At 63.9% G+C, this 22784-nt stretch carries 24 protein-coding genes, 6 tRNA genes and 1 riboswitch; of the genes, 23 read left to right on the plus strand and 7 right to left on the minus strand.

All coding sequences use genetic code 11. From position 1 onward, the window contains the following. Nucleotides 1–21: 21 nt before the first annotated feature. From AC20117_RS17705 to AC20117_RS17730, 6 genes are all read right to left on the minus strand, one after another. Nucleotides 22–1839, minus strand: a complete 1818-nt coding sequence (locus AC20117_RS17705) for a DUF222 domain-containing protein (protein WP_074702529.1) — start codon at nt 1837–1839, stop codon at nt 22–24. A gap of 299 nt (nt 1840–2138) precedes the next feature. Continuing rightward, nucleotides 2139–2210: transfer RNA gene (locus AC20117_RS17710), tRNA-Val, on the minus strand. A 41-nt stretch (nt 2211–2251) separates the two neighbouring features. Next, nucleotides 2252–2328: transfer RNA gene (locus tag AC20117_RS17715), tRNA-Gly, on the minus strand. A 33-nt stretch (nt 2329–2361) separates the two neighbouring features. Next, nucleotides 2362–2433 (minus strand) — tRNA-Val (locus AC20117_RS17720). A gap of 61 nt (nt 2434–2494) precedes the next feature. Beyond that, nucleotides 2495–2565: transfer RNA gene (locus tag AC20117_RS17725), tRNA-Cys, on the minus strand. Nucleotides 2566–2619: 54 nt separating this feature from the next. After that, nucleotides 2620–2693, minus strand: a tRNA-Gly gene (locus AC20117_RS17730). A 302-nt stretch (nt 2694–2995) separates the two neighbouring features. Here AC20117_RS17730 and AC20117_RS17735 point away from each other — a divergent pair. The 15 genes from AC20117_RS17735 (at nt 2996) to hisF (ending at nt 14596) form a co-directional block, all read left to right on the plus strand. After that, nucleotides 2996–3067, plus strand: a tRNA-Val gene (locus AC20117_RS17735). 92 nt (nt 3068–3159) lie between these two features. Next, the gene (locus tag AC20117_RS17740; protein WP_074702528.1) at nt 3160–4023 is read left to right on the plus strand and encodes a cytochrome; all 864 of its coding nucleotides are present in this window, start codon (nt 3160–3162) and stop codon (nt 4021–4023) included. Between the two features lie 55 nt (nt 4024–4078). Continuing rightward, nucleotides 4079–4654 carry a peptide deformylase gene (gene def / locus AC20117_RS17745; protein WP_074702527.1) on the plus strand — a complete coding sequence of 192 codons (576 nt, stop codon included), beginning with the start codon at nt 4079–4081 and terminating at the stop codon, nt 4652–4654. Beyond that, a complete protein-coding gene (fmt, locus tag AC20117_RS17750) occupies nt 4651–5601 on the plus strand; it encodes a methionyl-tRNA formyltransferase (protein WP_074702526.1) in 951 nt (316 codons plus the stop codon). Before def ends, fmt begins: the two co-directional genes overlap by 4 nt. Then, on the plus strand, nt 5598–7148 hold the full coding sequence (locus AC20117_RS17755) for an RsmB/NOP family class I SAM-dependent RNA methyltransferase (RefSeq protein WP_074702525.1): 1551 nt from the start codon (nt 5598–5600) through the stop codon (nt 7146–7148). The genes fmt and AC20117_RS17755 overlap by 4 nt, the downstream gene beginning before the upstream one ends. 8 nt (nt 7149–7156) lie before the next feature. Continuing rightward, nucleotides 7157–7816, plus strand: coding sequence for a ribulose-phosphate 3-epimerase (gene rpe, locus AC20117_RS17760; RefSeq protein ID WP_074702524.1), 660 nt, complete (start codon nt 7157–7159; stop codon nt 7814–7816). Between the two features lie 75 nt (nt 7817–7891). Continuing rightward, a riboswitch (FMN riboswitch) is annotated at nt 7892–8036 on the plus strand. A 113-nt stretch (nt 8037–8149) separates the two neighbouring features. Continuing rightward, nucleotides 8150–8851: a nicotinamide riboside transporter PnuC gene (gene pnuC / locus AC20117_RS17765; RefSeq protein ID WP_074702523.1), complete on the plus strand. Its 702-nt coding sequence runs from the start codon at nt 8150–8152 to the stop codon at nt 8849–8851. Next, complete coding sequence (gene ribD, locus AC20117_RS17770; RefSeq protein WP_074702522.1) at nt 8848–9933, plus strand: bifunctional diaminohydroxyphosphoribosylaminopyrimidine deaminase/5-amino-6-(5-phosphoribosylamino)uracil reductase RibD; 1086 nt, start codon at nt 8848–8850, stop codon at nt 9931–9933. Before pnuC ends, ribD begins: the two co-directional genes overlap by 4 nt. Beyond that, on the plus strand, nt 9933–10589 hold the full coding sequence (locus tag AC20117_RS17775) for a riboflavin synthase (protein ID WP_074702521.1): 657 nt from the start codon (nt 9933–9935) through the stop codon (nt 10587–10589). The genes ribD and AC20117_RS17775 overlap by 1 nt, the downstream gene beginning before the upstream one ends. Next, on the plus strand, nt 10586–11284 hold the full coding sequence (gene ribB / locus AC20117_RS17780) for a 3,4-dihydroxy-2-butanone-4-phosphate synthase (RefSeq protein ID WP_074702520.1): 699 nt from the start codon (nt 10586–10588) through the stop codon (nt 11282–11284). The genes AC20117_RS17775 and ribB overlap by 4 nt, the downstream gene beginning before the upstream one ends. 29 nt (nt 11285–11313) lie before the next feature. Continuing rightward, on the plus strand, nt 11314–11952 hold the full coding sequence (gene ribA, locus AC20117_RS17785; protein ID WP_074703430.1) for a GTP cyclohydrolase II: 639 nt from the start codon (nt 11314–11316) through the stop codon (nt 11950–11952). An 87-nt stretch (nt 11953–12039) separates the two neighbouring features. Beyond that, complete coding sequence (gene ribH, locus AC20117_RS17790) at nt 12040–12525, plus strand: 6,7-dimethyl-8-ribityllumazine synthase (protein WP_074702519.1); 486 nt, start codon at nt 12040–12042, stop codon at nt 12523–12525. An 80-nt stretch (nt 12526–12605) separates the two neighbouring features. After that, nucleotides 12606–12869 (plus strand): phosphoribosyl-ATP diphosphatase, encoded by a 264-nt coding sequence (locus tag AC20117_RS17795; RefSeq protein WP_074702518.1) that lies wholly within the window; start codon nt 12606–12608, stop codon nt 12867–12869. 99 nt (nt 12870–12968) lie between these two features. Continuing rightward, the gene (gene hisG / locus AC20117_RS17800; protein ID WP_074702517.1) at nt 12969–13811 is read left to right on the plus strand and encodes an ATP phosphoribosyltransferase; all 843 of its coding nucleotides are present in this window, start codon (nt 12969–12971) and stop codon (nt 13809–13811) included. Nucleotides 13812–13825: 14 nt separating this feature from the next. Next, nucleotides 13826–14596 carry an imidazole glycerol phosphate synthase subunit HisF gene (hisF, locus tag AC20117_RS17805; protein WP_074702516.1) on the plus strand — a complete coding sequence of 257 codons (771 nt, stop codon included), beginning with the start codon at nt 13826–13828 and terminating at the stop codon, nt 14594–14596. A gap of 18 nt (nt 14597–14614) precedes the next feature. Here hisF and AC20117_RS17810 read toward each other — a convergent pair whose 3' ends face one another. After that, the gene (locus AC20117_RS17810) at nt 14615–15259 is read right to left on the minus strand and encodes a TIGR03085 family metal-binding protein (protein ID WP_074702515.1); all 645 of its coding nucleotides are present in this window, start codon (nt 15257–15259) and stop codon (nt 14615–14617) included. Between the two features lie 108 nt (nt 15260–15367). Between AC20117_RS17810 and hisI the strand changes: the two genes are divergently transcribed. The 8 genes from hisI to lgt all read left to right on the plus strand — a co-directional run bounded on the left by hisI (nt 15368) and on the right by lgt (nt 22549). After that, nucleotides 15368–15805, plus strand: coding sequence for a phosphoribosyl-AMP cyclohydrolase (gene hisI, locus AC20117_RS17815; protein WP_074702514.1), 438 nt, complete (start codon nt 15368–15370; stop codon nt 15803–15805). Beyond that, complete coding sequence (locus tag AC20117_RS17820) at nt 15805–17376, plus strand: anthranilate synthase component I (RefSeq protein WP_074702513.1); 1572 nt, start codon at nt 15805–15807, stop codon at nt 17374–17376. Before hisI ends, AC20117_RS17820 begins: the two co-directional genes overlap by 1 nt. Beyond that, on the plus strand, nt 17376–17990 hold the full coding sequence (locus AC20117_RS17825) for a Trp biosynthesis-associated membrane protein (RefSeq protein WP_074702512.1): 615 nt from the start codon (nt 17376–17378) through the stop codon (nt 17988–17990). Before AC20117_RS17820 ends, AC20117_RS17825 begins: the two co-directional genes overlap by 1 nt. An 89-nt stretch (nt 17991–18079) precedes the next feature. Continuing rightward, complete coding sequence (locus tag AC20117_RS17830) at nt 18080–18361, plus strand: HGxxPAAW family protein (RefSeq protein ID WP_074702511.1); 282 nt, start codon at nt 18080–18082, stop codon at nt 18359–18361. A 2-nt stretch (nt 18362–18363) separates the two neighbouring features. Then, nucleotides 18364–19191, plus strand: a complete 828-nt coding sequence (gene trpC / locus AC20117_RS17835) for an indole-3-glycerol phosphate synthase TrpC (protein WP_074702510.1) — start codon at nt 18364–18366, stop codon at nt 19189–19191. Nucleotides 19192–19282: 91 nt separating this feature from the next. Then, the gene (gene trpB, locus AC20117_RS17840) at nt 19283–20608 is read left to right on the plus strand and encodes a tryptophan synthase subunit beta (RefSeq protein ID WP_074702509.1); all 1326 of its coding nucleotides are present in this window, start codon (nt 19283–19285) and stop codon (nt 20606–20608) included. Further along, on the plus strand, nt 20605–21408 hold the full coding sequence (gene trpA / locus AC20117_RS17845) for a tryptophan synthase subunit alpha (protein WP_074702508.1): 804 nt from the start codon (nt 20605–20607) through the stop codon (nt 21406–21408). The genes trpB and trpA overlap by 4 nt, the downstream gene beginning before the upstream one ends. A gap of 40 nt (nt 21409–21448) precedes the next feature. Beyond that, nucleotides 21449–22549, plus strand: coding sequence for a prolipoprotein diacylglyceryl transferase (gene lgt, locus AC20117_RS17850; RefSeq protein ID WP_074702507.1), 1101 nt, complete (start codon nt 21449–21451; stop codon nt 22547–22549). The last annotated feature ends 235 nt before the right edge of the window (nt 22550–22784 follow it).

Below are 22784 nucleotides of genomic sequence, written 5' to 3' on the forward strand. Positions count from 1 at the left end.
GTCCCAGCTGTGCCCGGTACTTCACCAGGGTGGCTCGATCGGTTGCAGCGGCCAGTCGTCGAATGGCCGGTTCCAGTCTTTATGACCGCCCTGCAACGGCTTGTCGGCCGGTACCGCCTTCTTGGCAGCGTCGGATACGGCAGGTATTTGGGCCGTTTCGGGCGGCGTCGGAACATACTGTGCCGTGGAATGATCCGGTGTCGTGGCGCTGTCAGCCGTGAAGAGTGGCAGCAATGTTTCTGCCTGTTGGCCGGGTGGGCCGGAGCCAGGTGTTAGTGAGGGTTCTGCCGGTGGAGGTGGAGACTCCAAGTCAGTTCTTGGTCCATCGGCCGCGAATCTTGGCGTGGCGTCGGGCAGGGAGATGCCGGCGAGTCGGTAGCGGTTGCGGCGGGGTTTTTGGTCCGGGTCGATGTAGCGGGGCGGGATGAACCAGGGGATTCCGTCCCGGATGTCGATTTTCCAGTTTTCGTCGTGCAGCAGATGGTGGTGGTAGGAACACAAAAGACAACCATTGTGAACTGACGTTGGGCCGTTGTGCTTTTCCCAGAATTCGATGTGGTGTGCTTCGGTCCAGGGGGCGGGCATGGTGCAGTCGGGGAAGGCGCAGCCTTTGTCGCGGGCGACGAGGGCGCGGCGCTGGGCGGGGGTGAACAGCCGTTGGGCGCGTCCGATGTCGAGGATTTCGCCTTTGCCGCCGAGGACGAGGGGGATGAGGTCGGCGTCGCAGGCGATTTTGCGGACGGTTTTGGGGCTGATCAGTCCGCCGAATACGGCGTCGGCGGAGGCGCCGATCTGGTCCACCAGGTCCTGGTAGTCGAGGGTGATCATGATTTGGGGGCGGTGGCCGCCGCTGGAGGGGAGTTTGTCCGTGGACAGGGCGATCTGGCAGGCGCCGACGAGGCCTTGCAGCAGTTTCTGCGGCCGGGTGGGTCCTTGCCATTCCGGTTCCGGTCCCGCTCCGCCCGTGTCGGCGGTGTCCGCGGGGGTGCCGCCGGCTGTTGCGGGGTCTGCCGGGGTGCCGTCTTCCGAAGCGAAGGTGGTTTTGACGCGCGGGTTGGTTGCGGCGTTCATGACGGTGACGAGGTATTCGTATTGTTCCGGGGTGGCGGCGATGTCCAGGCGGTGGAGGCCCTGGCGTTTGCCGCGGTAGAACACGCCTTGTTTGGCGCGGAGTTGTTCGTCGGTGGGTTCGAGTCCGTCCGGGTCCAGGATGGCTTCCCAGCGTTTGATGATTTCGCGCAGGCCGTCGATATCTGATTCGGTGGCCTGCTGGGTGAGCTGCTTTTCCATCGCGGTAAGGCCCGCGGGGGTTGCGGTGGGGCGGACGCGTTCGAGGGCGTCGCGGATGAGGGTTGCGGCCTGGCCGCTGATCTTCGAGGAGGTCAGGGCGGCGCCGAGGCGTTCGAGTTTCGGGGGTGCCTGTTCTCCGGTCATCAGGGTCGATGGCATGGTGCTGGAGCCGACGCGGAGCCGGCGTTTGGCTTCGCCGCGGCTGATTTTGAGTTTCTGGCGGAGGTATTCGGCGGCGTCCTTGTATTCGGGCTTTTTCGGTTTGCCGTCCGGGCCGGTTCCCTGCACCGGGTCGGCCCAGGGGATGCGCTGGTCTGTTTCGCCTGTTTGGGCGATGTTCTGCTGGTCGACGGCGTGGGCGCCGATGACCTGGAGTTGCTCGACGGTTTTGGAGATCTCTTCGATGCCGGCGACGGTGGCGGCGAGGTCTTTGGGGGATTGCAGGAGCCATTCCTGTTGGAAACTGGCGGAGAAGTCCTGGAGGGCGGCCTGCACCGAAGCGAGGAAGCCTACGGGCTCCTGATGCGCTTCGACCGGTGCGATTGCCATACCCCCAACGCTATAGAACACGTCTTCGAATAGCACGGAAAAAGCGCCAATGTGGAGGACAAGTGGCCTGTGCAGGAAGGAACGTGGGTCCGGCCGCCTGTGGAGGCGGCATGGAGCGGGCCTTGGCCTATTAGTCTCTTGGCCGGTCTGTCTGGCATCAGTCAAATCAGGCTGGAAATGGTCCGAAAGAGAAGGAGAGGGGGAGATGCCGGCACCAGGAAGGCGGATAGCCCGGATCTCCACGCTTGAGGAGATAGCCGTTAAATGCAAAAACGGCTCCGAGGGGGAGCCGTTCTTTGTGGGCGATACTGGGATCGAACCAGTGACCTCTTCCGTGTCAGGGAAGCGCGCTACCGCTGCGCCAATCGCCCTGGATCCTTCAGCATCGGCGCCGCAAGCGCAATGATCGGATTGGAGCGGACGACGGGATTCGAACCCGCGACATCCACCTTGGCAAGGTGGTGCTCTAGCCAGCTGAGCTACGTCCGCGTGGAATGGTGCCGGTAAACCGGGCCATTTCCGTGGGCGATACTGGGATCGAACCAGTGACCTCTTCCGTGTCAGGGAAGCGCGCTACCGCTGCGCCAATCGCCCATAAAGGGTTTGTTGCATTGCTAGGCAAAACAACTGCAAGAACTATGAAGTACCGTAACCGAGGTGGGGACGGGATTCGAACCCGCGTATACGGCTTTGCAGGCCGCTGCCTCGCCTCTCGGCCACCCCACCGTGGCCTGCAGATTCAGGACCGGCCAGTAGAACTGGCACTTACAGTGACTTGCGAGCGGACGACGGGATTCGAACCCGCGACATCCACCTTGGCAAGGTGGTGCTCTAGCCAGCTGAGCTACGTCCGCATGTGGATTTCATCAAGTTTACCTCCGGTTTGACCGGAACGTTTTCTCGATTTCCAACGAGTAAAGACTCTATAGGACGTTTTCCGCTTCGTCCAATCGAGGGTTCGAGAGCCGGTTTTGCGGCCTATTTGCGGCGTCGGAGTGGCATGCACAGACGCGGTTTGAGGTGACGTGAATCCGGGCGAGGAGGCCGGGGGCCTGGCGCGTCGGTACGGCAAAATCCGCCGTTTTTGCGTCAGGGCGAACGTCGGCTAACATTCATAAACGATGCAGGTCCGGTTAGCCGGGAGTGCATCCCAGACGGGCGATTGGCGCAGTGGTAGCGCGCTTCGTTCACACCGAAGAGGTCACTGGTTCGAACCCAGTATCGCCCACCGTCAGAAGCCGGCCCCTTGCCTTTCCACAGGTAAGGGGCCGTTTTCTTTCCGGCAGGAAACCGTCAGCCGTCTCTGACATGATTCTTGGTATGACTGATCCGGCACTGGCCCACAAAACCGACTTCGGGCGGATGTATTCACGCTCAACCACTGAACTGCCCAGTGTGCCGTCCATTACCACTGTCATTTCCCAGGCGCCCGTGGATCTGGGTGGCTGGTTCTCCCATATGGCGGCCACCGCCATGGCGCAGGACCACCGGCTGACAGAGGCGGCGGGCAATCCGGCGAAACTCCGAGCACTGGCGAAGGAAGCCTCGACGGCGGCGGAACGCTTCCGGGATGCCGCAGCACTGCGCGGCGACCGGGTACACAGCTACTGCGAGCAGGTCTCGCTGCGCGCCCTCGGCCGCCCGCATCGCATGGCCGAGGCCCGCGAGGAACTGAGGGCCAACGGGGAAGATGCCTTCGCCGCGCGTTTTGACGAGTGGTGGGAGCTCTACCAGGTGGAACCGGTAGCGCCCGAGATCACCGTGTGGAACGCCGAGGTCGGCTACGCCGGCACCCTCGATCTCGTGGCCCGCATCGGGGGCCGGCTGTGCCTGATCGATTTCAAGACGAAAGGCACGGACCGCAACGGCCAGGTCAAGCCCATGGATGAAAAAGTTGTTATGCAGCTGGTCGCGGGAATGAAAGCGCAGGAAAGCCTGGTGGACGCCCAGGCCGGTACGTGGGAGCCGTGGGCACACGGAGACTCTCCATTGCTGCTGGGCGTTGCTATTGGTGAGACCGAAGTGCGGCCCATGCGGGCCAATCCGGAAGTACTCAAATACCACTGGTACAAGTTCTGCGCTTTGCGCCGGGTCTGGGACCTGCAGCTGCAGGTGACCGACGCCGGCCGTGCGCTGCTGCCCATCGGTCCGCCCGCTGCTGTGCTGCGGCCGGTCGCTGGATAAGGCCACTTAGACTGGAACGGACACCCGGCTGAGCGACAGTAAGGAAGATTCACGCATGACCGTCCTGAGTATTCGGATTATCGGGGACCCGGTGCTGCGCACCAAGGCAGAGCCTGTTCGCGACTTCGGCCCGGAACTGGCCAAGCTGGTGGCCGACATGGACGAGACGATGGAAAGTGTGGAAGGCGCTGGCCTCGCAGCACCGCAAGTGGGAGTGAGCCTGCGGGTCTTTACTTACCTGATCGACGGGCAGCGGGGTCACGTCATCAACCCCGTCCTGGAAAACAGCGATGATTTTCAGGAAGACCGGGTGGAGGGGTGCCTCTCGATTCCCGGCCTCGGTTACCCAGTGCAGCGGCGGCGCTGGTCCCGTGTGACCGGCGTTGATGTCAACGGCAACCCTGTTTCCTTGGAAGGCGAAGGCATGCTCGCACGCTGCTTCCAGCATGAAACGGACCACTTGGACGGTGTCCTGTACATAGACCACCTCTCCGGCGACGATCGCAAGAGTGCTCTCCGCTCCATCCGCGATTCCTCCTACAACTCCGTGGCCAAGGAAACTGAGGTTAAGCGCTCCTCCAGTGTTGGCTCCGGATTTGCGCGGGGAACGTTCGGGCAGCCCTCCGCATGACGGGAACTTCGAGACCTTTCCGCGTACTCTTTGCGGGAACGCCCCAAGTGGCCGTTCCATCTTTGGAGAAACTTGTTGAAGCAGGATTTGAGGTAGCCGCGGTACTGACTCGCGAGGATGCGCCGGTCGGCCGTAAGAAGACTCTCACGCCCTCGCCGGTAGCTGCCCGCGCCCAGGAAATGGGCCTGCCCGTCATCCGGGCTAACCGGATTGATGACCAGGCCATGGCCGCGATCGCCAAGACCGACGCGGATGTAGCGGCAATCGTCGCCTACGGAGGATTGGTTCCGGAGCCGGCTTTGCAGATGCTGCGGCACGGCTGGATCAATCTGCACTTTTCCTTGTTGCCGGCCTGGCGTGGTGCGGCTCCTGTCCAGCATGCCGTCATCCACGGCGACGACGTGACGGGCGCATCGACCTTCCTGCTCGAAAAAGGCCTGGATACCGGCCCCGTGTACGGGACGTTGACGGAAACCATCCGGCCGGAGGACACCAGCGGCGAACTGCTGACCCGGCTTTCGAACAGCGGCGCGATCCTGCTCGCCCAAACTCTCTCGGCCATTTCGGTGGACAAAGCAGTAGCAGTGCCCCAGTCAGGGGATGTGACCCTGGCTCCCAAACTAGGTCTTGAAGACGGCCATATCGACTGGAACCAGCCGGCTTTGGCCCTGCGCCGCAGGATCAATGGCGTGACGCCGGAACCCGGTGCCTGGACGATGCTGCAGGGGCAACGGTTCAAGTTAGGTCCGGTTGTCCTAAGGCAAGACCGGCGGGATCTGCGGCCCGGCCAGGTGGAACTGACCGGGGGAGGCGCGGCCTCTGCCTTGGTGGGTACCGGATCCTGCGCCGTGCAGTTGCAACAGGTTCAACCTGCGGGAAAGAAAATGATGGCGGCGGCCGACTGGGCGCGCGGTCTTGGACAACGTGAGGATGTGCACTTCGAGTGAGCGGACAGGATAGGCCCCAGGGCAACCGCAGGGGGCAGGGCCCCGAGCGACGCCGCAATGCCGCCGGACGCGAACGCAACCGCGGGGGAGAACGTTCCTTCTCCCAGTCCGTGCCGGCGCAGCGAACACGCAAGGCGGATCCGGCGCGGCTGGTGGCATTCGAAGTGCTGCGTGCTGTTGACGCCGACGATGCCTATGCCAACCTGGTGCTGCCGGTGAAGATCCGGCAGCACCGGCTCGACAAACGTGACGCAGGGTTCGCTACCGAGCTGACGTACGGAGCGCTGCGTGGTCTCGGCACCTACGATGCGATTCTGGCCCGTTGCGTAGACCGCCCGCTGGCCGAGCTCGATCCGGCCGTGCTCGACGCGCTCCGCCTCGGGGTTCACCAGCTGCTGGCGATGCGGGTGCCCGCACACGCGGCCCTGGACCAGACTGTCGGACTGGCACGCGTTGTCATCGGAGCCGGTCCGGGCGCGCTCGTCAATGCCGTACTGCGGAAGGTTTCCGCCAAGGAACTCGCTGGCTGGACCGAGGAACTGACTGCCGGCCAGAAGGATCCCGTCGCCGCTGCAGCTGTGATGCACAGCCATCCGGAATGGATAGTCAGGGCGATGCGACAGTCCCTCGTCGGGCACGGCCGCAGCGTCGGGGAAATCGAGGACTTGCTGGCGGCGGACAATGCTGCACCGGTGGTGAACCTCGTGGCACTGCCGGGGCTCGGCACACTGGACGAGGCGATTCAGGCAGGCGCGGAACCGGGCTCCCTGGTACAGGATTCAGCGCTGTTCTCCGGAGGCGACGTGGGACGCCTGGAATCCGTCCGGACGGGAACAACGAGAGTTCAGGATGCCGGCTCCCAGCTCGTCGCCCGCGCACTGGCCGAAGCCCAGACTCTGACCTCGGGTCCCGAGCGCTGGCTGGACCTTTGTGCCGGACCCGGAGGCAAAGCCGCACTGCTGGCTGCCCTGGCCGCCAAGAAGTCCGCGACCCTGCTGGCCAACGAACCGGCCGAGCACCGGGCCGAGCTGGTACGGCAGTCTCTGCGGCCCGTCGACCGTGAGGTCTGGGAAGTCCGGACCGGGGACGGCCGCGACCTTGGCCAGCTGCAGCCTGAAGGGTTCGACCGGATCCTCGTAGACGCTCCCTGCACCGGCCTGGGTGCTCTGCGGCGCCGGCCCGAGTCACGCTGGCGGCGCAAGCCGTCCGACGTTGCCCAGCTGGCGCCTTTGCAGCGCGAACTGCTTGATTCAGCCTTGGCTGCAGTGAAGCCTGGCGGGCTCGTAGCGTACGTCACCTGTTCGCCGCACCCAGCCGAAACCACCGCTGTGGTCACTGATGCGCTGCGCCGCCATCCTGACATTGAGCTGCTGGATTCAGCGTCGGCGCTGGATGCAGTCAGCCTGTCGGGAAATCTTCAGGCGGGCCATGCACAGACGGAAGGATCGACGGCCCAGTTGTGGCCGCATATCCACGGAACAGACGCAATGTTCCTGGGCTTGCTGCGCAAGAAGACCTCAGACAATCCAGCCGGAAACGCAAAGTAAGGATCCAGATGGCACAGTGCTGCATACACCCAAGTATTTTGTCCGCTGATTTCGTCAATCTGGAGGCGGAGCTGAGGAAGATCAGCTCCGCCGACGCCGTGCATGTTGACGTCATGGACAATCACTTCGTGCCGAACCTGACTATCGGGCTGCCCGTGGTGGAGCGGATCCAGGAGATCAGCAGGCTTCCGTTGGATGCGCACCTGATGATTGCGGACCCGGACCGCTGGGCGCCTGCCTATGCGGACGCAGGTCTTGACTCGGTGACCTTCCATGTCGAGGCCGCAGCCGCTCCCGTCCGCCTGGCCCGTGAGCTGCGCAAGCGGGGAGCCAAGGCTGGCATGGCGCTGAAGCCCGGCACCGCCGTCGAGCCCTACCTTGATCTGCTCCCCGAAATGGACATGCTGCTGATCATGACCGTGGAACCCGGATTCGGTGGACAAGCCTTCCTTGATGTCACACTTCCCAAGATCCGCAGGGCAGCCTCGGCAATAGCTGGTTCGGGCCTGCCCGTGGCGATTCAGGTGGACGGGGGCGTGACCGAAGAAACCATTCAGAGGGCAGCGGAAGCGGGAGCGAACGTCTTCGTCGCGGGGTCGGCCGTATATGGTGCCGAGGATCCGGATGCCGCCATCTCCGCCTTGCGTAAATCCGCCGAAACAGCTTGATGTGTCATGTATTACACGACATGACAGGAATATGAGGCCTGCGATGCAGGTTGTGGCAGAATAACAACCACAAACAACGTGCTCCGGGGTCGGTGTAAGTCCGAACCGGCGGTTATAGTCCGCGACCCGTCGCCACGGATTCCGCAAGGAATTCAGGGCAACGGTTGAGCCGGTGAAATTCCGGTACCGACAGTTAAAGTCTGGATGGGAGAAGCACGTGCAGTTGGCAGAACAGCCAGCGGTGCGTAGGTTCCGTGCGGAACCACGTCCACTGCCTGAACCTACCGCACTGTCGTTACCCCGGAGCCGCCGCGGCTTTCGGAAAGGAACGACATGGATTTTCTGCGGTGGCTCTTTGAAGCTCAGATTCCCGTCGCGGGCAGTTCACTACTGCTGCGCGAAGTCGTAGGGAACATCTTCGGCCTCCTCAGCGCCCTTGGCGGCATGCGCCGCAAGGTATGGGCCTGGCCCGTCGGCATCATCGGCAATGCCCTGCTGCTGACGGTTTTTCTCGGGTCGCTTTTCGGCTCAGCCAATACTGCGAACCTGCTCGGCCAGGCCGGCCGCCAAATCATGTTTATCGCAGTGGCCGTCTACGGCTGGCAGCGCTGGCGCCAGAGCAAGCAAGACGGCGCGGGCCACGCGGTAACCCCACAATGGGCATCCGGCAGAGCCCGGATCGGCTTGGTGGCAGGTCTGATCCTGGGCACCGTCGCTCTGACTCCGCTCTTCGCCGCCCTCGGTTCATACGAACCAGTCTGGGCGGACGCTTGGACGTTTATGGGATCGCTGCTTGCCACCTACGGCATGGCACGCGGCTGGGTGGAGTTCTGGCTGATCTGGGTGGCGGTCGACATCGTGGGAGTCCCGCTGCTGTTCAGCGCCGGCTACTACGCGTCCGCCTTCATGTACCTCTTCTACGGCGTGTTCACCCTGATCGGGTTCTTTGTCTGGTGGCGGGCCAAGGATCGGTCCAAGCCCGAGGTTGAAACCCTTCTGCCGGATGTCCGCGTCGGCACGGGGGGTCGATCATGAGCAGCCAGGGATTCTCGCCCGCGGAAAACCGGGCGATGGAGCTCGCACTGGACACCGCCAAGCTCGGATTCCGCGGCGCCAATCCTTTGGTCGGCGCGGCAGTTCTCGACGCCACCGGTGAAGTGCTCAGTATCGGGTACCACAGCGGTGCCGGCTCGCCGCACGCGGAGATCGACGCGCTGGCCAATCTTCGCCACCGGATATCCCAGCAGCAGGATCTTTCCGACTGCACCATGGTGGTGACCCTTGAACCCTGCAATCACCAGGGCCGCACGGGGCCGTGCGCGGCAGCCATCGTCGACGCAGGCATCGGCAACGTCATCTATGCAGCTGCGGACCCCACGCCGGAGGCCACGGGAGGGGGAGATGTGCTCCGCAACGCCGGCATCGGCGTACGCAGCGGTCTGCTTCAGGAGCGGGCGCTTGAGTTGAACCACAGGTGGTTCCGGGCCAAATCGGAAAACCGTCCGTTCACCACCATGCATATTGCCCAGACGCTTGATGGGCTGATCGCAGCGCCGGACGGAACAAGCCAGTGGATAACCTCCGCGGAGTCGCGGCAGGACAGCCACGGCATCCGCAGCCGTGTGGGCGCGATCATCGCCGGCACCGGAACAGTCCTGGCAGACAATCCGCGGCTGACTGCACGGGACGAATCGGGCGCGGCAACGAAGTCCCAGCCGCTGCGAGTGGTGATGGGGCTGCGCGACGTTCCGGAAGACTCCGCCATCCGTGGGGACGACGGCAGGTTCATGCAGCTGCGAACGCATGATCCGGCCGAGGTGCTCCGCGAGCTGGCGGAGCGCGGAGTCGGTCACGCCATGGTCGAAGGCGGTGCAGCCGTGGCGGGAGCCTACCTGCAAGCGGATCTCGTCGACGAACTGGTCCTCTATCTGGCGCCCATGCTCCTGGGCGATGGAACCCGGTCCACCGGCGACTTAGGCATCCGGACGCTGGCTGAGGCCTCTCAGTGGCGTTGGGATAACAGCGGCGGCGGCCGCACCTCAAATCTTGGCGCAGATCTGCGCCTTCATCTGGAACCGATGCCGCACGGCATCCCAAGCGGCAGGAAAGGCCTCTAATGTTTACCGGAATCATCACCGAGCAGGGCAGCGTGGAATCGTTGGTCCTGAACCCGGCGAAGGACAGCGCTGTCCTGACCATCAAGGCTGGGGAAGCGATCGCGGATCTTGAACTCGGCGGCTCCCTGGCCGTCAATGGCGTTTGCCTGACCGCGGTGGAATCAAAGCCGGGCGTTGTCAGCGTCGACGTTATGGGGGAGACGCTGACCCGGACCACCACAGGTGAGCTCAAAGCCGGCACCAGCGTCAACCTCGAGCGGTGCGTTCCAGCCGGGGGACGTATGGATGGCCATGTGGTCCAGGGACACGTGGACGGTGTCGGCGCATTGCTGGAACGCGAAAATATGGGCGACTGGGAGCGGTTGCGTTTCAGCGTCCCTTTCCAGCTCGCCCGTTACATCGCCGAAAAGGGATCGATCGCGATCGACGGTGTCTCGCTGACAGTGACCACGGTCAGCCCGGTCGACGCAGAGGACGCGTATTTCGAGGTGGGGCTGATTCCCACCACGCTGGCCGAAACGAATCTGGGCGCCAAAGCCACCGGCGACAAGGTCAACCTCGAAGTAGATGTGCTTGCCAAGTACGCCGAGCGATTGCTCGCCTTCTCCCAAGCGGACAAGGCTGCAGCCCGCCACGTAGCTGGAGCGCACTCATGAGCGCGGCAGTGGAACCTCGGATCCGGCTCGACGCCATCGAGCAAGCAATCAGTGCCATCGCCGCCGGCCGGCCGGTTGTGGTGGTCGACGATGAAGACCGCGAAAACGAAGGGGACATCATTTTCGCGGCCGACGCCTCCACGCCTGCCTTAATGGGCTGGACCGTCAGGTACACCTCGGGAGTGATCTGTGTTCCGATGACCGGCAGCCGCGCTGATGAGCTAGGCCTTCCGCCGATGGTAGAAGTCAACCAGGACGCGAAGGGCACCGCCTACACCGTTTCCTGCGATGCCGCCACCGGAGTTACCACCGGCATCAGCTCCACCGACCGTGCACGAACGGCACAGGTGCTGGCATCTGAATTGAGTACTGCCAGCCAGCTGAACAGGCCGGGCCATATCTTCCCGCTCCGGGCTGTCGACGGTGGCGTCCTAGCGCGCCGGGGGCACACCGAAGCTGCTGTCGATCTCTGCCGGCTTGGTGGCCGGTCGCCGGTAGGCGTGATCGCAGAGCTCGTACACGATGACGGGGAAATGATGCGGCTGCCCGCGCTGCGCGACTTTGCCAATGAGCACGGCTGCCCGCTGGTATCCATCGAGGACCTTGTCCAGTTCATCGCGGCCGAAGGACCAAGCCCACAAAGTACGCAGTCCCTCCAGACACGTGAACCCGCCGGACAGGAGGCGCACCAGTGACCACCAGAAACGACCCAACGCCGGCCCCGGTGTCGGTTCCGCCGGCCTCTATTGCCCAGGTGACCGGCGGTCCCGCCGTCCAGTTGCCGACGGCTTTCGGCTATTTCACGGCCCGGGCCTGGACGGACAGTGCTACCGGGGTGGAGCACCTGAGCATCACTTCGCCGGTCCGCCCCGACACGGCTCCGCTGGTTCGGCTGCATTCGGAATGCCTGACAGGGGATGTCTTTGCCTCCTTCCGCTGCGACTGCGGTGAGCAGTTGGACCAGGCCTTGGCTTTGATCGCTGAACAGGGCGGCACGGTGCTGTATCTGCGTGGCCAAGAGGGCCGCGGTATCGGACTGGCAAACAAGATCCGCGCGTACGCCCTGCAGGAGGACGGCGCCGACACCGTGGAGGCCAATGAACAACTGGGCCTGCCGGTGGATGCGCGCGACTATTCGGCCGCGGCGTCGATCCTGCATGCCATGGGGCTGGACAACATCCGGCTCCTGAGCAACAACCCGGCCAAGAGCAGCACGCTCTCCGGCTATGGCATCGGCGTCGTGGAAATGATCTCCTCCGAAGTGCCATCCCGGGAGCAGAACCTGCGGTATTTGCAGACCAAACGGGATCGGATGGACCATCGGCTGGCCTTGCTTGAAGACCACCCGGTCCACCAAAGCTGATAACAGCGGCACCTTCCCAGTACTGAAGATGAACCCGCCGCCAATCCCGGCAGGGTACGAACATTCACAGAAAGCAGAGAGTAAAACATGAGCGGACACGGAGCACCGATTATCGACGTCGCCGAACTGAACGGCAATGCCGGCGAGCTGAAACTGGCCATCGTCGCCGCCAGCTGGCACACGCAGATCATGGACGGCCTGATCGACGGCGCCCTGCGGGCCGCCAAGGAAGCCGGTATCGCCGAGCCTGCGCTGGTTAGAGTTCCCGGCAGCTTCGAGTTGCCGGTGGCAGCTGCGCGGCTGGCACCGCACTATGACGCAGTGGTGGCCCTCGGCGTCGTTATTCGTGGTGGAACCCCGCACTTTGAGTACGTCTGCCAGGCAGCCACCGAGGGGCTGACCGACGTCAGTGTCAATACCGGGACACCCGTGGGATTCGGCGTCCTGACGTGCGATACGGAGCAGCAGGGCCTCGACCGGGCCGGGCTTGAGGGCTCGAACGAGGACAAGGGCCACGAGGCCGTCACAGCAGCCCTGGCCACGGCCGCCACCCTCCGCCAGCTCGGCGTCTAAACGCCTCCGGACAAGGGGATTCGTCACATAGCCCGGGCCGGTTTGCGGCCCGGGCCATGTGCTGGCGTAATCTTGGGAGCGTGAAATCCTTCGAATCCCTTTTTGCCGAGCTGAGCGAGAAAGCGCAGACGCGCCCGGAGGGCTCGGGTACCGTAGCCGAATTGGACTCAGGTATCCATGGCATCGGGAAGAAGGTTGTGGAAGAGGCGGCTGAAGTATGGATGGCTGCGGAGTACGAGTCGGATGAAGCGGCGGCGGAAGAAATTTCCCAGTTGCTCTACCACCTGCAGGTCCTGATGATTGCCAAAGGCCTGACCCTGGCAGACGTATACAAGCATCTGTAGCGGGACGCCGCCAGAGGTGTTCCGCCAAGCCTGCCCGGGGCAGTTTCCCCAAAACCGGCCGTCGTACGGCCAACCGATCCTCTGCAGAAAGTCATCTTCATGCTACGCGTAGCCGTCCCCAACAAAGGTTCCCTGTCCGAAGCCGCGTCCGAAATGCTCACCGAGGCCGGCTACCGGCAGCGTCGTGACAGCCGTGAGCTGGTCATGATGGATCCGGACAACGACGTCGAGTTCTTCTTCCTCCGCCCGCGCGATATTGCCGTCTACGTTGGCAAGGGCACGTTGGATGTCGGTATCACCGGCCGCGACCTTTTCCTCGATGCACAGGTGGAAGCCGAAGAGCTCCTGAGCCTTGGCTTCGCCGTCTCAACGTTCCGGTTCGCCGGCCCAGTCGGTGAATTCTCCAACGTGCAGCAGTTGCAGGGCAGGCGCCTTGCCACCAGCTACGACGGGCTGCTGCAAAGCTACCTGACCGAGCGTGGCGTGGATGCCAAGGTTGTCCGGCTGGACGGAGCCGTGGAGTCCTCCGTGCGCCTGGGGGTCGCCGACGCGATCGCGGATGTGGTGGAAACCGGCAGCACACTCAAGGCCGCCGGCATGGAGATCTTCGGCGAACCCATCCTCCGCTCCGAGGCCGTACTCATCGGCCGCAAGGGCGAAGTTCCCACGGGCCTGGAAGTCCTGATCCGCAGGCTCCGCGGCGTCATTGTCGCCCGGGAGTTCGTGATGATGGACTACGACATCCGCAAGGAACTGGTGGAGCAGGCTGCCGCCCTGACGCCAGGTCTGGAATCGCCCACCGTTTCCCCGCTGCGCGACTCCGAGTGGGTCGCGGTACGCTCGATGGTCAGCCGCACGCAGACCAACCGGATCATGGATGAGCTGTATGACCTGGGCGCCCGCGCCATCCTGGTCAGCACCATTCACGCCTGCCGTATCTGATCGGGGAAGTACCAGTGTCTGTAGCAATCCGCGTCATTCCCTGCCTTGACGTCGACGCCGGCAGGGTAGTCAAGGGTGTCAATTTCGAAGGCCTGCGCGACGCCGGGGATCCGGTCGAACTGGCACACCGCTATGACCGTGCCGGTGCCGACGAACTGACCTTTCTCGATGTGACAGCCTCCTCCGGTAACCGCGAGACGACGTTCGACGTCGTTGCGCGCACCGCGGAGGAAGTTTTCATCCCGCTGACGGTCGGCGGGGGCGTCCGCAGCGTCGCCGACGTCGACAGGCTGCTGCGCTTCGGTGCCGACAAGGCGTCGATCAACACCGCAGCCGTGGTCCGCCCGGAGGTCATCGACGAGATTACTAACCACTTCGGTTCGCAGGTTTTGGTGCTGTCGCTGGATGCCCGGCGGACGGCTGAATCCTCGGTGCCTTCCGGCTTCGAGGTCACGACGCACGGCGGCAGGCAAGGCACGGGTATTGATGCCGTGCAGTGGGCCAAGGAAGCCGCCGACCGCGGGGTGGGGGAGATCCTGCTTAACTCCATCGACGCCGACGGCACCAAAGAAGGCTTCGACTTGGAGATGATCCGGACGGTGCGTGCCGCGGTGCAGGTTCCGCTGATCGCCTCCGGCGGCGCCGGCAAGCCCGAGCATTTCCCGCCGGCCGTGGCGGCCGGTGCCGATGCCGTATTGGCTGCGTCCGTGTTCCATTTCGGACCCGACGATGCCATCGCCCAGGTGAAGAACGCTATCCGCGCCGCAGGCTACCCGGTCCGCTGACCCGACGCGGGGCCAGAGTCAGGGACCGATTTCGGCGCTCTGCAGCAAGGCGACGGCGTCCGGCTGGCCTTCGAAAGTTACGAGGGCGTGCTGGGTACGGCCATGGGCGTGCATAAGCAGTTCGCCAGGCTCGCCGACGATCGCTACCGACACTGAAGCACGCTTCGCGACATGCCGGGGACCGTCGGGGCGCACCAGCACGATGCCCAGATCCACTCCGCGGTACAGGAGGGCGGCGCGCTTGATCAGGTCGTCCCACAAGGCATTGGAGTATTCCTCATCCAAGGCGCGCGGGGCCCACCGCGTAGTGGCGCGCCTGACATCTTCGGTGTGGACAAAATACTCAATAAGGTTTGCGGCGGCATCGACCGATTTGAGCTTCAGCGGCGAGAGCCGGGGCGGGCCGGCGCGGAAGGCCTTGACCAATTTGCTGTAGCCCGCTGTTCCGCGGGATTTGTCTGCCAGCTTTCGGGTGGCTTCGTCTGAAACCTTGGACAAGGGTTTGAAGGCCATGCCCAGCTGGGCCGTCAACCGGTGTTCCCGCAGATACAGATGCGCGGCAAGTTCGGCAGTCCGCCAGCCTTCACAGAGCGTGGCGGAGTCCGGGCCGGCTGCTAGCAGAGTCTCGGCCAGAACTTCACGGGACGGGTCAACGAAATGCATCAATCCTGAACCTAGCATGAAGCAGCCATTTTTGGGCCGCCCATAACGTTGTATGGCCTCGTGGCAAGGCGGCGTGCGGCCCACTGCCGAAGCACTAGACTTGAAGGGATGTCCTCCCAGCCTGAATCCCAGAACGTATCCTTGGCCGGCGCCGGCAGCGAAGCCCTGCCCTCCGGCGTTGCAGACCTGCTCAAACGTGACGCAGCCGGCCTCGTCGCCGCGATCATCCAGCAGCATGACACCTCCGAAGTGCTCATGCTGGGTTGGATGGATGACGAGGCGCTGCGCCGTACGCTCTCCTCCGGAAGGGTGACGTTCTATTCGCGGTCACGCCAGGAGTATTGGCGTAAGGGCGATACGTCCGGGCACGTGCAGTGGGTGAAGTCCGTGGCGCTCGACTGCGACGGCGACGCCCTCCTGATCCAGGTCGACCAGGTCGGCGCAGCCTGCCACACAGGCACCAGGACCTGCTTCGATGGGCGCGGTGTCGACGTCGTTGTTGGAAATCGTGCCGAAGAAGAACCGCTAGCGAAAGAAAACAAGTAATGCAGGACCTTGGTGTCATCAGCCCCACCCTGGAGGAGTTCCGCTCCCTTGCCCGAGACCGGCGGGTTATCCCGGTCTCCCTCAAGGTGCTCGCTGATGACCAGACACCCATCTCCCTTTACCGCAAGCTCGGAGGCGGGCAGTCAGGAACGTTCCTGCTTGAGTCCGCAGCAGTGGGCGGGGTCTGGTCCCGCTACTCGTTCATCGGAACCCACTCCAAGGCCACGCTGACCAGCAAGGACGGCCAGGCGCACTGGCTGGGGGAGCCGCCGGCCGGTGTGCCGCTGGACGGCAACCCGGTCGAGGCGCTGCGTCAGACGGTGGAGGCGCTTCGCACCGAACGTTTTGACGGGCTTCCACCGTTGACGTCCGGGCTCGTGGGCTTCGTGGGCTGGGAAGCAGTGCGCCGTTGGGAAAAGCTGACGAGCCCGCCCGAGGAGGACCTGCCGCTGCCGGAGCTGGCCATGTGCCTGGTCACGGATATGGCAGTCCACGACAACGCCGAAGGCACGGTGACCCTGATCGCCAACGCCATCAATTTCGATGGCAGCGACGAGCGGGCGGACGATGCCTGGCGCGACGCGGTTGAGCGCGTCCGCCGGATGCTCGCGCAGCTCAATGAACCGCTGGTCCAGCAGATTTCCGTACTGGAGAACAGCGCGCTGTCGACCGATGAGCTGATGGACTCCGTCACGCACAGCTGGGCCGAGGAACAATATCTGGCGGCTGTGGACCGGGGCAAGGAAGCGATTGTCGACGGCGAAGTCTTCCAGGTGGTGATTTCACGCCGGTTTGAAACGGAGTGTTCGGCCTCGGCGCTGGACGTCTACCGGGTGCTGCGCAACCTTAATCCGAGTCCCTATATGTACTTGTTCAGCCTGGAAGACGCCGACGGCAACGCGTACTCCATCGTCGGGTCTTCGCCCGAGGCACTGGTCACGGTGACCGGTGACGAAGTCATTACGCATCCGATCGCCGGATCCCGTCCGCGCGGCAAAACCGTGGAACAGGACCGGGAGCTCGCTGAGGAGTTGCTCGCCGATCTGAAGGAGCGTGCCGAGCACCTGATGCTTGTTGACCTGGCGCGGAACGATATCTCGAAGGTCTGCGATCCGGGCACCGTGGATGTCAGCCAGTTCATGGAGGTGGAGAAGTTCAGCCACATCATGCACCTCGTTTCCACCGTGGTCGGCAGGCTCTCCCACGACAAGTCCGCGTACGACGTGCTGGCCGCGACTTTTCCGGCAGGCACGCTCTCCGGCGCGCCGAAACCGCGAGCCCTGCGTCTGCTGGACGAACTCGAACCGCACCGGCGCGGCATCTACGGCGGCGTAGTGGGCTATCTGGACTTTGCCGGCGACATGGACATGGCTATTGCCATCCGTTCCGCCCTGCTGCGCGACGGCCGCGCCTACGTTCAGTCGGGCGGCGGAATCGTGGCGGACTCGGATCCCGCCACCGAAGCCATCGAATCTGTGAACAAGGCCGCGGCTCCGCTGCGGGCGGTGACCTTGGCCACCCGGCTGCATGCCGCTGATCCGGCTGCCATCGTGACCGGTGAAGGCAACTGATGGCTGAGCGGACCGAAATGAAGCCGCCGTCGCGCTGGCAGCGCAAGAGCACCGTAGTGATGGCCTCCATACTGGCCTCGCTGGCTGCCTTCGGCGCCACCACCCAGACCTGGCTCAACGTGAGACTGCCGCAGAGCACGGTCCAGACGCCGGACCTCAGCGTGGCCGGCAGTGAGGCTGCCATCGCGGTCACGGCGCTGGCTTTGGTAGGACTGGCCGCGGCACTGGCGGCATCCATCGCCGGGCGGATTGCCAGGATTGTCATTGCCGTGCTGCTGGCGTTGGCTGGAGCCGGCATCGCACTCTCCAGCTACCAGGTCATTGCGGATCCGGCGGCTGCGGCCTCAACCGCCATTGGAGAGGCCACCGGACAGGTCGGGCAGGCCGCGGAAATCACTTCCACGCTGTTTCCCGTACTGGCGCTGGTGGCGGGTCTTCTGATGGCCGCATGCGCGGTATGGCTGGTGCTCGCCGGCCGCCGCTGGCAGGCCAGTAGGAAGTACACCAGCGCGACCGCTCGACAGGCGGACGGTTCGCCGTCCGACCGGGGCGGTCCTGTGGACGAGATCGACAGCTGGGACCAGCTCAGCCGCGGCACGGATCCCACAGACTAGGGACCGGGCGGGCCTAAAGTCATACTGGCCGGTCCGCCGAAAATCAATGGCAGAATATAGTCAGTACCGTTTCTTCAGGGAGTTAGATAATGGGCAATCACGCCACCGTCACCGAGAAATCATCCAATGAGCAGGCCGTTTCCAGCATCCACGACGAAGTCATTGGCCACGGAAACAGCCCGGCTGCCTGGACCTGTGTCCTGATCATGATCGTCGGCAGCATTGTCTCCGGTATTGGTTTCGTCATGGCTTCGCACCTGGTTTTCTGGGGCGGCGTTGTTGTCATGTTCATCGGCCTGATCGTTGGCTGGATCATGAAGAAGGCCGGCTACGGCGTGGACGGCGCCAAGCTCCTGAACAGCGGTCACTGAGAGTGACTGTTCTCGACGACATCATCGTTGGGGTCAGGGAAGATCTTGAAGCCCGTCGGGCGGAGCTTCCGCTGGAGCAGCTGACGGAACGCGTGGCCGCCGTGGCTGCGCCGCGTGACGCCTATGCGGCCCTCGGCGGTCCGGCCAGCCCGCGGACCGAACTCAAGGTGATTTCCGAGGTCAAGCGCAAGAGCCCGTCGAAGGGCGACCTGGCACAGATCACAGACCCGGCCGATTTGGCGCGCCGCTATGAAAAAGGCGGAGCGGCAGTTATCAGTGTGTTGACCGAGCAGCGCCGCTTCGGCGGATCGCTCGCTGATCTGGATGCCGTGCGCGACGCCGTTGACATTCCGGTCCTGCGCAAGGATTTCACGGTCGACGAATACCAGATCTGGGAAGCGCGGGCACATGGTGCGGACCTAGTCCTGCTCATCGTCGCTGCGCTGGAAGATTCCCAGCTGCGCGCGTTCCTGGACCTCACGCACCGTTTGGGCATGAACGCTCTGGTCGAAACGCATACGGCGGAGGAGATTGAACGTGCCGTCGCCGTCGGTGCCCGGATCATCGGTGTGAACGTCCGCAATCTCAAGACGCTGGACGTGGACCGTTCCATCTTCGCTTCACTGGCCGAAAAGATTCCGTCGGAGGCGGTCATCATCGCCGAATCCGGTGTACGCAACGCCGACGACGTTGCCGACTACGCGGCGAACGGCGCCAACGCTGTGCTGGTCGGCGAGGCACTGGTGATCGGCAACGCACCGGAGCAAGCCGTCGCCGATTTCGCCGCAGCCGGTGCCCGGGCAATCGCGGACCGCGGCCAGGGCAGCTAACACAAGCAATACCGTCTCGGCGGCAGGCCCGGTGCTCAAGGTTCCGGGCCTGTCCGCCCGAGAGGTTCGAAACAGACAGGACGGCCAGGTTATGACGCAGAGCCCCGAAACGCCCGACGCCGGCGAAAAGCCGGACGCGGCGGATGCATTCCTTTCCGGCGGGAGTCTCCGCCACGCCCCCGGTCCCTACTTCGGCAACTACGGCGGGCGCTGGATGCCCGAATCCCTGATTGCCGCACTTGATGAACTGCAGGATACGTTCGACAAGGCCAAGGCCGATCCGGAGTTCATCGCCCAGGTGGCGGAGCTGAACCGGAACTATTCAGGCAGGCCGTCGCTGTTGACGGAAGCCAAGCGGTTTTCGGCCCATGCCGGCGGCGCCCGGATCTTCCTGAAGCGCGAAGACCTGAACCATACCGGCTCGCACAAGATCAACAACGTGCTGGGCCAGGCACTGCTGGCCAAGCGGATGGGCAAGACCCGCATCATTGCCGAGACGGGCGCCGGACAGCACGGCGTGGCAAGCGCGACGGCGGCGGCCCTCCTCGGGCTCGAATGCGTTGTTTACATGGGTGCCGAAGACACCCGGCGCCAGGCATTGAACGTCGCCCGGATGGAACTGCTCGGCGCCACGGTTGTCCCTGTCACCGCCGGCTCCCAGACGCTCAAGGACGCCATCAACGAGGCGCTGCGTGACTGGGTTGCCAACGTGCACACCACGCACTATCTGCTGGGCACTGCCGCCGGAGCCCACCCGTTCCCCGCGCTGGTGCGCTACTTCCATGAGGTGATCGGCGACGAGGCACGTGAGCAGATCCTCGCCCAGACCGGCCGGCTTCCGGACGCAGTCTGCGCTTGTATCGGTGGCGGATCGAACGCCATCGGCATTTTCCACGGGTTCCTGGATGATCCTTCGGTGGAACTGTACGGTTTTGAAGCTGGAGGCGAGGGCGTCGATACTGACCGCCATGCAGCCACCATTACACTCGGCCGTCCGGGAGTGCTGCACGGCGCCCGGTCCTACCTGATGCAGGATGAGGACGGCCAGACCATCGAGTCCCACTCCATCTCGGCGGGCCTGGACTACCCGGGCGTCGGTCCGGAACACTCCTACCTTTCGGACATCGGACGCGCCAAGTACGAACCCGTGACCGACGGCGAAGCCATGGACGCCTTCCGGCTGCTTTGCCGCACCGAAGGCATCATTCCGGCCATCGAATCCTCGCATGCACTCGCCGGTGCCCTCCGCGTCGGCAAGAAGCTCACGTCCGGCAAGGACAATCCGCAGGACGTCATCATCGTCGTCAACCTGTCCGGCCGCGGAGACAAGGATGTTGCCACCGCAGCGGAATGGTTCGACCTGCTGGACGGTAACTCGCCGGAAGCCGAAATCGGCGCTGAAGGAGAACAACTGTGAATTCTGCCGCCATCGCCAGCAAATCAGCTGCCGCCATCGAGAAAGCACGGTCGGAGGGCCGTACCGCACTGGTCGGCTACCTGCCCGCCGGCTACCCCGATGTGCAGGGCACCATCGACGCCGCCGTCGCACTGGCCGAAAACGGTGCCGATGTGATCGAGATCGGGATCCCGTACTCGGATCCGGTCATGGACGGCCAAGTCATCCAGGCCGCTACCGTGGAGGCCCTCGAAAAGGGGTTCCGTGTCCACCAGGTGTTCGACATCGTGGCCGGCATTACCGCCCGCTGCGAAGCTGCCGTCCTCGTCATGACCTATTGGAATCCGGTCATGCGTATGGGAGTCGACGAGTTCTCCCGGCGCCTGGCCGAAGCTGGGGGAGCAGGCCTGATCACCCCTGATCTCATCCCGGACGAAGCAGCCGAATGGTTCGAAGCGTCGGACAAGTACGGACTGGACCGGGTCTTCCTGGTGGCCCCCTCGTCGACGCCGGAACGCATGGCCATGACCGTCAAGGCCAGCCGCGGATTCGTCTACGCCGTGTCCATCATGGGCGTGACCGGTGCCCGCGCCAGCGTCAGCAGCGCAGCGCAGCAGGTCGTGGAGGCCGCCCACGCGGCCGGCGCCGAGCGCGTCTGCGTCGGCCTCGGCGTATCGAAGGCCGAACACGTCCGCGAAATCGGTGCCTACGCCGAGGGCGCCATCGTCGGAACCGCGCTCGTCGCCACGCTGGGCGCCGAGGGCGTGGAAGCCGTGGGCAAACTCGCGGCGGAACTGCACAGCGGTACCGCCAAAAACTGATCCTCCGCCGCCACCAAAGCCGAACAAAGGACCGCTACCGGTGCAGACGACTTCTTCCCTTGTGATCCCGGCGTCGATTCCGAGTCCGGACTGGTCCGGATTCAGCATCGGCCCGCTGACCATCCACGCGTATGCCTTGTGCATCCTCGCCGGCATTATCGCGGCTTTGTGGCTGACGGACCGCCGCTGGAAGGCCCGGAAGGGTCCTGAAGGGGTTGTCTGGGACATCGCCATTTGGGCAATTCCCTTCGGCATCATCGGCGGGCGGCTCTACCACGTCTTCTCGTCGCCGGACGCGTACTTCGGTCCGAACGGCGACCTGAGCCTGATCCCGCAGATCTGGCTTGGCGGCCTCGGAATCTGGGGAGCCGTGGCACTGGGCCTGCTGGGCGCTTGGATCGGCTGCCGCCGGGCAGGCGTCAAACTGACCGCGTTTATGGATGCGGCTGCGCCCGGCGTGCTGCTGGCGCAGGCCATCGGCCGCTGGGGAAACTGGTTCAACCAGGAACTGTTCGGCAGCCCCACGGACCTGCCCTGGGGGCTGGAAATCGATGCCGACCATGCCAATTTCCCGCCCGGCGCCGAACCGGGAACACTGTTCCATCCGACGTTCCTTTACGAATCGCTCTGGAACCTGGCCGGCGTCGCCCTGCTGCTGCTGGTCGACAAGCGCTTCAAGCTCCGCCGCGGGATGCTCTTCTGGCTCTACGTCGCCTACTACACACTGGGCCGCGTCTGGATCGAAATGATGCGCATCGACGATGCGGAAATGATCACGCTCTTCGGCGTGACGCAGCGTCTGAATGTCTGGACCTCGCTGCTGCTCTTGGTGGCCGCCCTCGTCATATTTGTCCTGCTGTCCCGGAAACCGCGGACTCCCGAGATGGACTCCGTTTACCTGTCCGGCCGCGAGCCACAGGCAGAAATAGACCCCAAGAACGACGGCGGTGCTTCCGCCGCCGTCCGTAACGAGGGCGCCGTCGGTGTTAACACAACAGAAACCGGAAAGAAAAAAACGGACAAAAACGTGTCCGGGGCCACCGGCCGTGTTAGTGTCTCTGGTAATTCTTCGGAGACAGGTAAATCCTCCGCGTCCGGCACCAGCGGCACGACTGGGCCCGCGGACTCCGAAGACAAATAGCGCCCCCGGGCTACCGCCCGGTGAGTTGCAGCATCTGTGCCGACCACACTGATGTGGAATCTCCGTTAGATATCCGTCAACCAGCGCGGGTACTGCGGGTATGACTGCGCTTCTGTCCGGTTTTCCGGAATCAGCAAAATTGTTATGCACCAACCGTGCTGCATAACGTGGGCGAGGCCATACAATTTCCAGTACTAAAGTACGGCCTCGTGCAAGCTGCCGTACTGCGGGGCCA

Origin of the sequence: Arthrobacter crystallopoietes, from assembly GCF_002849715.1 — a bacterium.
Taxonomy (GTDB): Bacteria; Actinomycetota; Actinomycetes; order Actinomycetales; family Micrococcaceae; genus Crystallibacter; species Crystallibacter crystallopoietes.